Source organism: Microbacterium sp. LWO13-1.2 (assembly GCF_038397725.1).
Classification (GTDB): Bacteria; Actinomycetota; Actinomycetes; order Actinomycetales; family Microbacteriaceae; genus Microbacterium.
Genome location: NZ_CP151634.1, coordinates 3779869 through 3792567 on the forward strand (window position 1 = coordinate 3779869; position 12699 = coordinate 3792567).

At 68.1% G+C, this 12699-nt stretch carries 12 protein-coding genes; 7 read left to right on the forward strand and 5 right to left on the reverse strand.

Annotated elements, in window-relative coordinates:
• Positions 1-83: 83 nt before the first annotated feature.
• The 3 genes from MRBLWO13_RS18130 (at position 84) to MRBLWO13_RS18140 (ending at position 3854) form a co-directional block, all read left to right on the forward strand.
• A complete protein-coding gene (locus MRBLWO13_RS18130) occupies positions 84-1544 on the forward strand; it encodes an MFS transporter (RefSeq protein WP_341975482.1) in 1461 nt (486 codons plus the stop codon).
• A 142-nt stretch (positions 1545-1686) separates the two neighbouring features.
• Entirely contained in the window at positions 1687-1893 is a 207-nt protein-coding gene (locus MRBLWO13_RS18135; protein ID WP_341975483.1) for an AsnC family protein, read from the forward strand.
• Positions 1894-1967: 74 nt separating this feature from the next.
• Complete coding sequence (locus tag MRBLWO13_RS18140) at positions 1968-3854, forward strand: ABC transporter ATP-binding protein (protein WP_341975484.1); 1887 nt, start codon at positions 1968-1970, stop codon at positions 3852-3854.
• Positions 3855-3977: 123 nt separating this feature from the next.
• Here MRBLWO13_RS18140 and MRBLWO13_RS18145 read toward each other — a convergent pair whose 3' ends face one another.
• Positions 3978-5840, reverse strand: coding sequence for a phosphoenolpyruvate carboxykinase (GTP) (locus MRBLWO13_RS18145; RefSeq protein WP_341975485.1), 1863 nt, complete (start codon positions 5838-5840; stop codon positions 3978-3980).
• A gap of 108 nt (positions 5841-5948) precedes the next feature.
• On the opposite strand from MRBLWO13_RS18145, the gene MRBLWO13_RS18150 reads away from it, so the two are divergent.
• Entirely contained in the window at positions 5949-7391 is a 1443-nt protein-coding gene (locus MRBLWO13_RS18150) for a helix-turn-helix domain-containing protein (protein WP_341975486.1), read from the forward strand.
• Positions 7392-7401: 10 nt separating this feature from the next.
• Here MRBLWO13_RS18150 and MRBLWO13_RS18155 read toward each other — a convergent pair whose 3' ends face one another.
• The gene (locus MRBLWO13_RS18155; RefSeq protein WP_341975487.1) at positions 7402-8469 is read right to left on the reverse strand and encodes a winged helix DNA-binding domain-containing protein; all 1068 of its coding nucleotides are present in this window, start codon (positions 8467-8469) and stop codon (positions 7402-7404) included.
• A 38-nt stretch (positions 8470-8507) separates the two neighbouring features.
• Positions 8508-9956: a glyceraldehyde-3-phosphate dehydrogenase gene (locus tag MRBLWO13_RS18160; RefSeq protein WP_341975488.1), complete on the reverse strand. Its 1449-nt coding sequence runs from the start codon at positions 9954-9956 to the stop codon at positions 8508-8510.
• A 166-nt stretch (positions 9957-10122) separates the two neighbouring features.
• Between MRBLWO13_RS18160 and MRBLWO13_RS18165 the strand changes: the two genes are divergently transcribed.
• Together MRBLWO13_RS18165 and MRBLWO13_RS18170 are read left to right on the forward strand one after the other, a co-directional pair.
• Positions 10123-10494 (forward strand): multidrug efflux SMR transporter, encoded by a 372-nt coding sequence (locus MRBLWO13_RS18165; RefSeq protein ID WP_341975489.1) that lies wholly within the window; start codon positions 10123-10125, stop codon positions 10492-10494.
• Positions 10491-10814, forward strand: a complete 324-nt coding sequence (locus MRBLWO13_RS18170; protein ID WP_341975490.1) for an SMR family transporter — start codon at positions 10491-10493, stop codon at positions 10812-10814. The genes MRBLWO13_RS18165 and MRBLWO13_RS18170 overlap by 4 nt, the downstream gene beginning before the upstream one ends.
• 16 nt (positions 10815-10830) lie before the next feature.
• On the opposite strand, the gene MRBLWO13_RS18175 is transcribed toward MRBLWO13_RS18170, so the two are convergent.
• Complete coding sequence (locus tag MRBLWO13_RS18175; protein ID WP_341975491.1) at positions 10831-11496, reverse strand: SDR family oxidoreductase; 666 nt, start codon at positions 11494-11496, stop codon at positions 10831-10833.
• Positions 11497-11522: 26 nt separating this feature from the next.
• A complete protein-coding gene (locus MRBLWO13_RS18180) occupies positions 11523-12032 on the reverse strand; it encodes a hypothetical protein (RefSeq protein WP_341975492.1) in 510 nt (169 codons plus the stop codon).
• Between the two features lie 49 nt (positions 12033-12081).
• Here MRBLWO13_RS18180 and MRBLWO13_RS18185 point away from each other — a divergent pair, with 49 nt between their 5' ends.
• On the forward strand, positions 12082-12684 hold the full coding sequence (locus MRBLWO13_RS18185; RefSeq protein WP_341975493.1) for a TetR/AcrR family transcriptional regulator: 603 nt from the start codon (positions 12082-12084) through the stop codon (positions 12682-12684).
• The last annotated feature ends 15 nt before the right edge of the window (positions 12685-12699 follow it).

Below are 12699 nucleotides of genomic sequence, written 5' to 3' on the forward strand. Positions count from 1 at the left end.
GCGCGCCGGGTTCGCACAGCTGACGTTCAGGAAGGCGTAAACTCCCACGTGCTCCGCACGGAGCGACGATCGGAGGAGCACTCTTGAGCACTGCAACAGCGCCCGCGAACCCGCGCTCACGGGTCATCACGGCGAGTCTGGTCGGCACGACCATCGAGTTCTACGACTTCTACGCCTACGCGACGGCAGCCGTGCTCGTGTTCCCCGTGCTGTTCTTCCCGACCGGGAACGACACCACATCCCTTCTTGCCTCGTTCGCGGTGTTCGGCGCCGCGATGGTGGCGCGCCCGATCGGCGCGATGGTCTTCGGACATTTCGGCGACAAGTTCGGTCGCAAGGCGACGCTCGTCGCCTCCCTGCTCACGATGGGCATCGCGACTTTCATCATCGGGCTGCTCCCGACGTTCCAGCAGATCGGCTGGGTCGCAGCTCTTCTGCTGCTGATTCTGCGCCTGGCGCAGGGATTCGCGCTCGGCGGCGAATGGTCGGGCGCGGCGCTGGTCGCCACCGAGAACGCACCGAAGGGCAAACGCGCCTGGTACGGCACCTTCCCCCAGCTCGGCGCACCGCTGGGATTCATCATCGCCAACGGGATCTTCCTCGCCATCAACTGGCTGCTGCCGCACGGTGAGAATCCGGCGCTGAAGTCCGAAGCCTTCCTCGCCTGGGGCTGGCGGATCCCGTTCCTCTTCTCCGCCGTCATGGTCATCATCGGCCTGTGGGTGCGTCTGAAGCTCGTGGAATCCGAGACCTTCACGAAGGCGACCGAGAAGGGCGCGATCCGCAAACTTCCCCTCGCCACCGTCTTCCGGCACCACTGGTGGCACCTCATCCTCGGCACATTCATCATGCTGGCCACGTACGTGCTGTTCTACCTGATGACGAACTTCACCCTCAGCTACGGCACCAAGGCGGCTTCGCTCGACACGGCATCCGCCGCAGCCCAAGCCGCCGCCGAGGCAGCGGGCAAGGACTTCGACGCCGCCGCGTTCGCCGATCAGTTCTATCCCGGACTCGGATTCGGCTATACCGACTTCGTGCTGATGCAGATCGTGGGTGTGGTGTTCTTCGGTATCTTCACGCTCGTCAGCGGTCCGCTCGCCGATCGGATCGGCCGCCGCAAACTCCTGCTGGGCGTCACAGGTGCGATCGTGCTCTTCGGACTCACGTTCAACTTCTTCCTCCTGCCGCAGGCGACACCGGCCCTCACCGCAACGATGACGCAGATCTTCCTCATCGTCGGCTTCCTGCTGATGGGTGCGACCTTCGGGCCGATGGGGGCCATGCTGCCCGAGCTCTTCCCCACGAACGTCCGCTACACCGGCTCAGCGATCTCCTACAACGTCTCGTCGATCCTCGGTGCCGCGGTGGCGCCGATCATCGCCGTCGCCCTGTGGGCCGCAGCCGGCGGTGAGCCGTGGCTGGTCGGCTTCTACCTGTCGGCGATGGCCGTGTTGACGTTCATCGCGCTGATCTTCGCGCCGGAGACGAAGGACATCGACTACGAGGAGGACCTCGGGCTCGCGGCCGCGGTCGAGCTGTAGCTCCCCGTTCCCTTCAAGGAGCGCAAAGGGCTGCATTTCCTCGCGAAATGCAGCCCTTTGTGCTCTTCGAAGCACGTGACGTCAACCTCTGTTGACAAAAGTTCCTGAGTCAACAAGTATTGACGCAGGAGGAGGTCCACTCATGACTTTGCAGACCGCGATCGCACAGGAAGACGGGGGCGAGCCCCTGGCCGAACTGCATCGGCTCGCCGGCGCCCGGCAGGAGATCGCGCGCAGCGAGGAAGCCCAGGTGCGCCGCGCACGCAATGCAGGGTACTCCTGGCAGGCGATCGCGAGCGCGCTCGGCGTGACGAAACAGGCTGCGCACCGCAAGTACGGCCGAAGCTGATCACTCAGCCGACCCACAGAATCCGTCTTCACAGGAAGTACGGTCGAAGTACCCCTTCTAGATCGAGGTCCCGAATGTCCCGCACGGCGACGCCACGCCGACGCGGACGAGGCGCGCAGCAGGATGGTCCGCGCGCCACGTTCCGCCAGCTTCTCCCCTTCCTCTTCGAGCACAAGCGCACTCTCGTCGTCGTCGCGGTGCTGAGTGTGGTGGGAGCAGCGACTTCACTCGCACAACCCCTCCTCGTCGGCCAGGTCATCGAGGCGGTGCAGTCCCAGCGCGGCCTGGGGATCCTGGTGTGGGTGCTCGTCGGACTCGTGGTCGTGTCGTCGGTCATCTCCGGCTACCAGCACTATCTCCTGCAGCGCACCGGCACCGCCGTGGTCCTGTCGAGCCGCCGAAAGCTCATCGCCCGCATCCTGCACCTGCCGATCAGCGAGTTCGACGCCCGCCGAACGGGCGACCTCGTCTCGCGCGTCGGAACCGACACGACACTGCTCTACGCCGTGCTCACGCAGGGGCTGGCGGATGCCGTCGGCAGCGCCATCCTGTTCCTCGGCGCCCTCATCGCCATGCTCATCATCGACCCGATCCTCCTCCTGCTCATCGTGGTGGTGATCGGCGTCAGCGTCGTGGTCGTCACCATCCTCAGTGGACGCATCCGCACCGCATCCACGGCGCAGCAGGAGAAGGTGGGCGAGCTCGCCTCCGGCGTGGAGCGCGCCGTGGGATCGATTCGCACCATCCGCGCCTCCGGTGCCACCGAGCGCGAGACCACCGCCGTGTCGGAACTCGCCACCGACGCCTACGGGCTCGGCGTGAAGATCGCGAAGATCTCGTCGCTCGTCGTCCCGATCGCCGGCATCGCGCTGCAGCTGTCTCTGCTCGTGGTTCTCGGCGTGGGCGGGTTCCGTGTCGCGGCCGGCGCGATCACGATCGCTTCGCTCATCACGTTCATCATGTTCCTGTTCATGCTGGTGATGCCGCTCGCCTCCACATTCGGTGCGATCACCTCGGTGAATCAGGCCCTCGGCGCCCTCGGCCGTATTCAGGAGGTTCTGGACCTGCCGACCGAGGAACAGGACGACGCGGTGGCTGCGGCATCCATTTCCCGTTCCGGGTCCGACGTGGATGCTCCCGCTGTGGAGTTCCGCGATGTGCGATTCCAGTACCCCGAGAACGTCGTCGCCGCACGTCAGGCCGCCGCCCTCGCCGCGCACACGCTTCTCGCCGATGCCCATCTGGAGCGCGCGGATGACGCGGGCACCCCGGCTCCGGCACGGGAAGTCCTGCGCGGCGTCTCGTTCGCCGTACCACGCGGGGCGCGCGTCGCCCTCGTCGGGCCGAGCGGCGCCGGCAAGAGCACGATCCTCTCCCTCCTCGAGCGGTTCTACGATCCGACCGGCGGCTCCATCCGCCTGCACGGTCACGACGCCCGCACCTACCCGCGCGACGAGCTGCGCGCGCACTTCGGCTACGTGGAGCAGGATGCCCCGACGCTCGCGGGCACCCTGGCCGACAATCTGCGGCTCGCCGCTCCTGCGGCATCCGATGCCGACTGCGAGCGCGTGCTGCACGCGGTGAACCTCGGCGACGTGCTCGAGCGGAGCCCGCTCGGCCTCGAGGCGCCCGTCGGAGAGGACGGCGTGATGCTGTCCGGCGGCGAACGTCAGCGCCTCGCCATCGCGCGGGCGCTGCTCACCGAGGCACCGATCCTGCTGCTGGATGAATCGACCTCGTCACTGGACGGCGTCAACGAACGGCGGATGCGAGAGGCCATCGACGCCGTCTCCTCCGACCGCACGCTCATCGTGATCGCGCACCGCCTGTCGACCGTCGTCGACAGCGACCTCATCATCGTGCTGCAGGACGGGGCGGTGGTGGGTCAGGGGACGCACACCGAGCTCGTCGAGTCCACACCGCTCTACCGCGACCTCGCCAGGCATCAACTGCTGGCATGAGCGACGGCGGAACGCCGGAGACCACTCAGCCATGGGCTGTCTCCGCCATTCCGCCGTCGCTGGTTCGGCACCCTGCGGGCGCCTGGGGTGCCGGATCCCCCGAACCGGCACCTTGTCTGGGTGCTACGCCTTAGCGAGGCGGTAGCGCAGCGACGCGAGCTCGGCGCGCAGCGCGGCCGGCAGCTTGTCGCCGAAGGTGTCGAAGAACTCCTCCGTCAGGTCGGCCTCGGCGAGCCAGGCCGCCGAGTCGATCGAGAACAGCTCGTCGAGATCCGCCTGCGCGATGTCGAGTCCGTCCAGATTGAGGTCCTCCACCCGCGGCAGTCGGCCGATCGGGCTGTCCACCGCCGGCACCTCGCCCGCGACGCGACGGATGATCCAGTCGATGACGCGCGAGTTGTCGCCGAATCCGGGCCACAGGAACCGGCCGTCGGAGCCGCGGCGGAACCAGTTCACCTGGAAGATACGCGGCGCCCGGTCGAAGCGGAGGCTGCGGCCGACCTTGAGCCAGTGCGCGAAGTAGTCGCCCATGTTGTAGCCGCAGAACGGCAGCATCGCGAACGGATCGCGACGCAGTTCTCCGAGCGTGCCCTCGGCCGCTGCCGTGCGCTCCGACGAGATGGTCGACCCGAGGAACACCCCGTGCGTCCAGTCGGTCGCTTCGACCACGAGCGGGACGTTGGTGGCACGACGACCACCGAAGAGGATCACGTCGAGCGGCACCGCCTGCTCCCAGTCCTCGGAGATCTGCGGGCACTGCGCGGCCGAGACGGTGAACCGCGAGTTCGGGTGCGCAGCAGGGCGACCCGATTCGGGCGTCCACGGGTTGCCCTCCCAGTCGATGAGTTCGGCCGGCGCCTCATCGGTGAGCCCCTCCCACCAGACATCGCCGTCCGGGCGGAGCGCGACGTTCGTGAAGAGCGTGTTGCCCCACAGCGTCTCGACAGCCGTGACGTTCGTCGACTCACCCGTGCCCGGCGCAACCCCGAAGAAGCCGGCCTCCGGGTTGATGGCCCACATCCGCCCGTCCTCACCGGGGCGGATCCAGGCGATGTCGTCGCCGAGCGTCTCGACCTTCCAGCCCGGAATCGTCGGGCGCAGCATCGCCAGGTTCGTCTTGCCGCATGCCGACGGGAACGCCGCGGCAACATGGTACGCCTTGCCCTGCGGGTCGATCACCCGGATCAGCAGCATGTGCTCGGCGAGCCAACCCTCATCCCGCGCGATCACCGAGGCGATGCGCAGGGCGAAGCACTTCTTCGCGAGGATCGCGTTTCCGCCGTAGCCCGAGCCGAACGAGTAGACCTCGAGCGTGTCCGGGAAGTGCACGATGTACTTCTCGTCGTTGCACGGCCACTCGACGTCCGCCTCGCCCTCGGCGAGCGGAGCGCCGACCGTGTGCACCGTCTTCACCCACGGCGCGCCCTCGGCGATCCGGCGGGTGACGGCATCGCCGACGCGCGTCATGATGCCGATGGATGCCACGGCGTATGCGCTGTCGGTGATCTGGACGCCGATGTGCGAGAGCGGTCCACCGACGGGGCCCATCGAGAACGGGACGACGTACATCGTGCGGCCCCGCATCGAACCCTCGAAGAGGCCGGTCATGGTCTGGCGCATCTCGGCGGGGTCGGCCCAGTTGTTCGTGGGGCCGGCGTCTTCCTCGCGCTCGGAGGCGATGAAGGTGCGCCCCTCGGTGCGGGCGACGTCGCTCGGGTGCGAGCGGGCGAGGTAGGACCCGGGGCGCCACTCGGGGTTGAGCTTGATGAGCTTGCCCTCGCTGACGAGACCGCGCAGGAGCCAGTCGTTCTCGGCTCGCGATCCGTCGACCCAGTGCACGTTCGCGGGCTGGGTGAGTGCGCGGATCTCTTCGACCCATGCGGCCAGCTCGGCCATTGCAGGGGTGTCATAGCTCGGTGCCGTTCCGAACGTGCGCGCGGGTGCGACGGCAGAGGTACGAGGGGTGAAGACTTCGGCGATGGCCATGACTGCTCCTTTGAAGTGTGGGGCGTTGTATCTATCTTCTTCCGGCAACACGACACTTTCGGCCGATCTCGTCATTAAGAAGTGCGTTTCTTTCGCTAGACTCAAGGAATGGCGACCTCCGGCATTCACCTCACGACCCTTGGCCACCGCATCCGTCATCACCGTCTGGAGAACGGCTTCACGCTCGATGAACTCGGCGCCCTCGTCGGCGTCGCGGGGTCGCAGCTCAGCCTGATCGAGAACGGCAAGCGCGAGCCCAAGCTGTCGCTGCTGCAGGCGATCGCCCACGCCACCGGCACGGAAGTCACCGATCTGATCTCCGGCGAACCGCCGAACCGGAGGGCGGCCCTCGAGATCGAGCTCGAACGCGCACAGGAGAGCCCAGTGTTCCGGCAGCTCGGCATCGCGCCCGTGCGCGTCAGCAAGGGAATGAGCGACGAGACGATCGAATCGCTTCTGGGATTGCACCGCGAGCTGCAGCGCCGTGAACGCGAGGCGATCGCGACACCGGAGGAGGCCCGCCGGGCGAACACCGAGCTGCGCCTGCGGATGCGCGAACAGAACAACTACCTCGCCGACATCGAGAAGCTCGCCGAGAAGCACCTTCGATCGGCCGGCCACGTGCAAGGAGCGCTCACGCACCGCACCGTGAACATCATGGCGCAGAAGCTCGGCTTCGAGCTGATCTACGTGAACGACCTGCCGCACTCCACGCGCTCGGTCACCGATCTCGAGAACAGCCGGATCTACCTGCCGCCCGCATCCATCCCTGGCGGCCACGGCCTGCGCTCGATGGCCCTGCAGGCGATGGCCCACCGCCTGCTCGGGCACACTCCCCCGACCGACTATGCGGACTTCCTGCAGCAGCGGCTCGAGATCAACTACTTCGCCGCCTGCTGCCTGATGCCCGAGACGGCTTCGGTCGCCTTCCTGCAACAGGCGAAGAAGGATCGCAACCTCGCCGTCGAGGACTTCCGGGACGCGTTCGGCGTCACGCATGAAGCGGCCGCCATGCGGATGACGAACCTGCTCACCCAGCACCTCGGCATGCGGCTGCATTTCCTGCGCGTCGACGCGAACGGCGCCATCACGCGCGTCTATGAGAACGACGATCTCCCCCTGCCGATGGACGTCACCGGCGCCGTGGAGGGGCAGCGCGTGTGCCGCAAGTTCCAGGCGCGCGAAGCATTCGCTCAGCAGAACCGGACGACCGAGCACCACCAGTACACCGACACTCCGTCCGGAACGTTCTGGTGCGCGACGCAGACCGGCTCATCGAGTGACGGAGAGTTCTCCGTCACCGTCGGCGTGCCCTTCGACGACGCGCGATGGTGGCGAGGACGCGAGACCTCGGATCGGGCCGTCTCGACCTGCCCCGACGAAGCGTGCTGCCGCCGCCCTCCTGCCGAGCTCGCCGATCGCTGGAGCGGCAAGGCCTGGCCGAGCGCCCGCGTGCACACGCACATGTTCTCGCCGCTCCCCCGTGGCGCGTTCCCCGGCGTCGACGACAACGAGGTATACACGTTCCTCGGTCGGCACGCCGACGAGTAGGCGGGTGCGCTCAGCCGCTCACGAACTCGCTGTAGCGCGCCAGAGCGGCGGCGACGGCATCCGGATCCAGTTCGGCGTCGAAGGGCTCGGCCAGCGGCGCATCGCGGTGTCGCCCCACGGCGGCCGAGTGGGTCCACGCCCCCGCGATGCGTCCGCGGGAGAGCAGGCTCGCGCGCACCATGCCGTTCTTGCCCGGACCGATAAGGGCCATGGCCGCGGCATCGGCGACGGCTCCGCGGTCGGCGTAGGAGATGTAGTACTCGTCGAACATCGGCAGGGCCCGCACCGCGTCATCGTCGACTCCGCGCGCACGGCGCGGTCGCATTGCGGAGACGAAGACGCCGTCGGCCACCTCGCTCACGCGGTGCCGCCCCCGTTCGACGGCCTCACGAGCGGCTCCGAGCGTCAGGCCTGACCACCAGGCGAAATCCGCAGCGGTCGCCGGCCCGTGCCCGTCGACGTAGCGGACAAAGAACTCGGCCAGCGGGTCATCGGGCATCGCCTCGGCGTGGATGTGCTCGTCGACGAGGACGAACAGCTGCTCGCGGCCGACGGCGCCATCGCGTACCACGACGGGCCCCTGCACCAGGACCGCATCGACGCACAGTGCGCCGATGATGTGCACGCCGCGCTGCCCCGAAGGGTCGATACCGAGCTCGGCGATGTCGTCGAGCAGTTGCGCCCTGGTGCGGCCACCATCGGCCAGGCGTTCCCGGAACGCCCGCCCGACGCGATCGAGCAGCTCGGCGTCGATTCCGAGTTCGCGATGCCGACCCGCCACCTGCTTGCGCTGCCGCTCGCCGGTCACCGAGAGCACCCAGCGCAGATCCGCAGCCGGAATGATGTGCAGAGTGCCGCGCATCGTCCATGAGCGCACCAGGTCACCCCGAGCGAAGGCACGGTCGACCGTCGCGAGGGTCGGAGAGCCGGTCGTGCGGATGCCGAGCGCCCAGCGACCGGCGAGGAACTCCTGGCTCTGCACGGCGAGCATGTGCGCCGCAGCATCCGTCACCGTCCGCGTTGGCGCGGTGAGGCGATGGGAGCGGAGGCGTTCGGACAGCAGTGCGCTGGGCGTCATGCCCCCATATTGCCCTGCGGCGCCGACGTCGCGCCTGCTCAACCCTGGAGTGTGACCTCTCGGCGCGCCGGGAGCACCACCGGGTGCGAACCCGCCATGACCTCGAGAACGCGGATGACCTGGCAGGAGTACCCGAACTCGTTGTCGTACCAGACGTAGAGGATGAGCGTGTCCTCATCGGCGATCGTGGCGAGACCGTCGACGATGCCGGCGCGGTGCGAGCCGACGAAATCGGTCGACACGACCTCGGGCGACTCGACGTAGTCGATCTGCTGGCGCAGCTTCGAGTGCAGCGAGACACGACGCAGGTAGTCGTTCACCTGCTCCTTGGTCGCCGGCCGCGCGATCGTGAGGTGGAGCACGGCCAGCGACACATCGGGGGTGGGCACCCGGATCGAGCTGCCGGTCAGCTTGCCCTCGAGCTGCGGGAGGGCCTTGGCGACGGCCTTGGCGGCGCCCGTCTCGGTGATCACCATGTTCAGCACCGCCGAGCGGCCCCGCCGGTCACCCTTGTGGAAGTTGTCGATGAGGTTCTGGTCGTTCGTGAACGAGTGCACGGTCTCGACGTGTCCCTTGACGACGCCGTACGCCTCGTCGATCGCGGCGAGCACCGGTGTGATGGCGTTGGTCGTGCAGGACGCGGCAGACAGGATGCGGTCGCCGGCCTCGATGGTGTCGTCGTTGATGCCGTGCACGATGTTCTTGAGCGGGCTCTTGCCCGGGGCGGTCAGCAGCACGCGGGCCACGCCGGGCGACTGCAGGTGCTGCGAGAGCCCTGCTTCATCGCGCCAGCGCCCGGTGTTGTCGACGACGATCGCATCGCGGATGCCGTAGGCGGTGTAGTCGATGCCGGCGGGGTCGTCGGAGTAGATCACCTGGATGCGGGTGCCGTTCGCGATGATCTGCTCGGCATCCTCATCGACGGTCACGGAACCGGCGAACTTTCCGTGCACGGAGTCGCGCTGCAGAAGCGACGCGCGCTTGACCAGGTCGTTCTCGGCGCCGCGGCGCACGACGATGGCGCGCAGACGCAGGCCGCTGCCTCCGCCGGTGTGCGCGATGAGGATGCGGGCGAGGAGACGCCCGATCCGCCCGAAGCCGTACAGCACGACGTCGGTGGGGGCGGCAGGGGTCGCCCCGATCGCGGGAGCGAGCACCTCACGCAGGTACTCGGCGAGCGGGCGCTCGTCGGCGGCATGGCCCTCGACGAGGCGCGCGACATCGAGCGACGACGCACCGGGCGCGAGTTCGCGGAGCGCTTCGAGTACCGCGAGGCTGTCCTGCAGGGCGAGTTGCTCATGGCCGAGCTGGGCGACGCGCTGGTGCACCTCGACGAGCCCGGTGGCCGACAGCCCGAGCAGGCGATGCCCATGCAGTGACGTCACCACATCGTGTTCTCGCTTGAGGGCTCCGACGAGCGGAATCATCCGCTCCGCCAGCTCTTCTCGTGCCGTCCAGTCGTCACGGTGTGCCGCGAAATCGTTCATCTGCATCCTTGCATGAGTGAGGGGCGCGCCGATGGGTCTCCGGCGCGCAGGTGCCGGGTGAGTTCGGGGGATGCATACCAGGGTACGCGTTGTTCATGGGTGCTTCGGGAATCTCCCGTATCCTCCGCACGTTCTCCCCCGCGAGCGCACTATCGAAAGGCAGAGCATGACCGACCGTCCCCGCCCATCGGCCTGGCCGCCGTTACTCACCGCGATCGGCCTCGAGGTGGCGGCCACTCTGTCGCTCCGAGCTGCGGAAGGCTTCACGTATCCGCTCTGGCTCATCCCGGTCGTGATCGGTTACGGCGGGTCGCTCTGGCTGCTGTCGATCGTTCTCGACCGCGGGATGCCGGTCGGCGTGGCATACGGCATCTGGTCGGCGATCGGAGTCGTGCTGACTGCGGTGCTCGGAACGGTGCTGTTCGGCGAACTGCTGGGGCCGGTGCAGATCATCGGAGTCGGAGCGATCGTGATCGGCGTGCTGCTCGTGGAGCTCGGCTCCCACAAGCGCGAGCCCGCGGTCGAGGCGGCATCGTGACCTGGCTGCTGCTCGCCATCGCGATCGCCAGTGAGGTCACGGCGACGTTGAGCCTTCGTGCTTCTGAGGGCCTGCGGCGCCGACGCTGGATCCCCGTGATCGTCGTCGGCTACCTCCTCGCGTTCACGCTCCTCGGCGCCGTTCTCGCGATGGGAATGCCCGTCGGCGTGGCCTACGGTGTCTGGGCGGCGGCCGGTGTGGCCATCACGGCCATACTCGGGAGGGTGCTGTTCAAGGACCACTTCTCAGCGATGATGGCCATCGGCGTCGCGCTCATCGCCGCCGGCGTCGCCCTCATCGAGTTCGGCGGCGGGCACTGAGGCTGACCGCCGAACCTCAGAACTGTGCGGAGAACGCCCCGTCGGTCTTGATCAGCTGGCCCGAGATCCAGCGCCCCTCGTCCGACACCAAGAACTCGACGGTCGCTGCGACGTCCGCTGGACGTCCCAGGCGGCCGAGGGGCGTCATTCCCGCGAGAGAATCGCGGGTCTCATCGTCCATCCAGCCGGTGTCGATCGGCCCCGGATTGAGCACGTTCGCAGAGATGCCGCGCGGACCGAGCTCGCGTGCCGCCGAGATCACCAGACGGTCGAGTGCGCCCTTCGATGCACCGTAGGGCAGGTTGCCCGTGACGTGATCGCTGGTGAGCGCCACGATGACACCTCCGCGTTCGCCCCCCTGGCGCGCGAAGGCCGCGATGAGCAGCAGACTCGCCCTGGCATTGATCGCGACATGCCGGTCGAAGCTCTCGGCCGTGGTGTCCAGGATGCCGGATTCGATGTCGTGCGCATGGCTGAGGATCAGGGCTGTGATCGTGCCGTGCGCCCGGTTCACCTCGGCGATCAGCGCCTCCGGCCCGTCATGCGTCGAGAGGTCGGCGGTGACGTCGGCGTCTTCGAGATCGCTGGTGATGACGGTCCAGCCGGCGGCACGGAGGCGCGGGACGATGCCGGCGGCGATGCTGTACGCGCGCGCGGCCCCGGTGATCAATGCGATGGGCATCCGGCCACGCTACCGGAGGCTGATGCTCAGTGCGCGAGCCACATGATCACCACGCTCGCGGTCATGACCCAGGTCTCGACGACGACGAGGCGCGAGGTGCCGCCGTGTGGACGGATCCGGTCGGCCACCGTCCACGCGGCGAGCGCGACGACGCCGAAGGCCGCGAGCACTCCCACGGCATCCGTTCCGCTGTGCATGCCATGGCCCGCCTCCGCGATCATCTCCCCGTGCGAGATCCCGGTGAACATGCACACGGCCATCACCAGCGACCCCAGCGCGCGATGACAGCAGGTGCGTACGACCGGGCGTCCGCGCAGCCCCGCTGTGCCGAGCATGGCCGAGAGCATGAGGGCGGTCCCCGCCAGCAGCGCGATGCGCGAGTCGCCGGCGGACGCCGCCGAGGCGACCATCGCGATGGCCATCACGATCACGGCCTGGCGTCCTTGCCACGGCACTGCTCGGCCGGCCGCGAGGCAGCACGTGACGGCCGCGATCGCGCTGGCGATCATCAGCGCCGTCATCGTCGGGTGGTCCATGCCGTGAATTATATTGATCGTGCGCTCAAAATAGCCAGACCCTCTTCCGATGCGCCAAGATGGGCAGGTGCCCCGCGTTGTCGACCATGACGAGCGCCGCCGGCAGATAGCCGAGGCGCTGCTCGTCGTCGCCGCACGCGACGGCCATGAGAGCGTCACCTCCCGCGCGGTCGCCAAGGAACTCGGCATCGCGACCGGCTCGCTCTGGCACTATTTCGACGGCTTCGACGATGTGATCCGCGCCGCCGCGGCCGAGGTCACGCGCCGCACCGACGTGCGGATCGAGGCCGCGACGGCCGACCTCCGCGGCCTTCCCCGACTGCACGCCATCATGCGCGAGGTTCTCCCCGTCGACGAGGGCACCCGCACCGAAGCACACGTCGTGGTCGGCTTCTGGGGTCGACTCGCAACGCTCGCCTCGACGCCGGATGCCGCCGCCCCGACCCTCGCGACATGGCAGGACAGCATCCGAGAAGCTCTCGGCGAAGCCGTCACCGATGGAGCGCTCCGCACCGACACTCCCCTCGACGCCGTGATGGCCCTCCTGCGCTCGATCACCTACGGCCAGCAGGTCGTCGAGGTCACCGAGCCTCAGGATGCCGCCGCACACCTCGCCGTGCTCGACAGCATCCTCGCTCCCTGGCGCCTCTGACCCGGCATCCCCACT

What these genes read in the sequence shown, in the direction of transcription:
- MRBLWO13_RS18135 (WP_341975483.1), top strand. Translation starts at nt 1,687, where the DNA reads ATGACTTTGCAGACCGCGATCGCACAGGAAGACGGGGGCGAGCCCCTG.
- MRBLWO13_RS18140 (WP_341975484.1), top strand. Translation starts at nt 1,968, where the DNA reads ATGTCCCGCACGGCGACGCCACGCCGACGCGGACGAGGCGCGCAGCAG.
- MRBLWO13_RS18145 (WP_341975485.1), bottom strand. Translation starts at nt 5,840, where the DNA reads ATGGCCATCGCCGAAGTCTTCACCCCTCGTACCTCTGCCGTCGCACCC.
- MRBLWO13_RS18150 (WP_341975486.1), top strand. Translation starts at nt 5,949, where the DNA reads ATGGCGACCTCCGGCATTCACCTCACGACCCTTGGCCACCGCATCCGT.
- MRBLWO13_RS18155 (WP_341975487.1), bottom strand. Translation starts at nt 8,469, where the DNA reads ATGACGCCCAGCGCACTGCTGTCCGAACGCCTCCGCTCCCATCGCCTC.
- MRBLWO13_RS18160 (WP_341975488.1), bottom strand. Translation starts at nt 9,956, where the DNA reads ATGAACGATTTCGCGGCACACCGTGACGACTGGACGGCACGAGAAGAG.
- MRBLWO13_RS18165 (WP_341975489.1), top strand. Translation starts at nt 10,123, where the DNA reads ATGACCGACCGTCCCCGCCCATCGGCCTGGCCGCCGTTACTCACCGCG.
- MRBLWO13_RS18175 (WP_341975491.1), bottom strand. Translation starts at nt 11,496, where the DNA reads ATGCCCATCGCATTGATCACCGGGGCCGCGCGCGCGTACAGCATCGCC.
- MRBLWO13_RS18180 (WP_341975492.1), bottom strand. Translation starts at nt 12,032, where the DNA reads ATGGACCACCCGACGATGACGGCGCTGATGATCGCCAGCGCGATCGCG.
- MRBLWO13_RS18185 (WP_341975493.1), top strand. Translation starts at nt 12,082, where the DNA reads ATGCGCCAAGATGGGCAGGTGCCCCGCGTTGTCGACCATGACGAGCGC.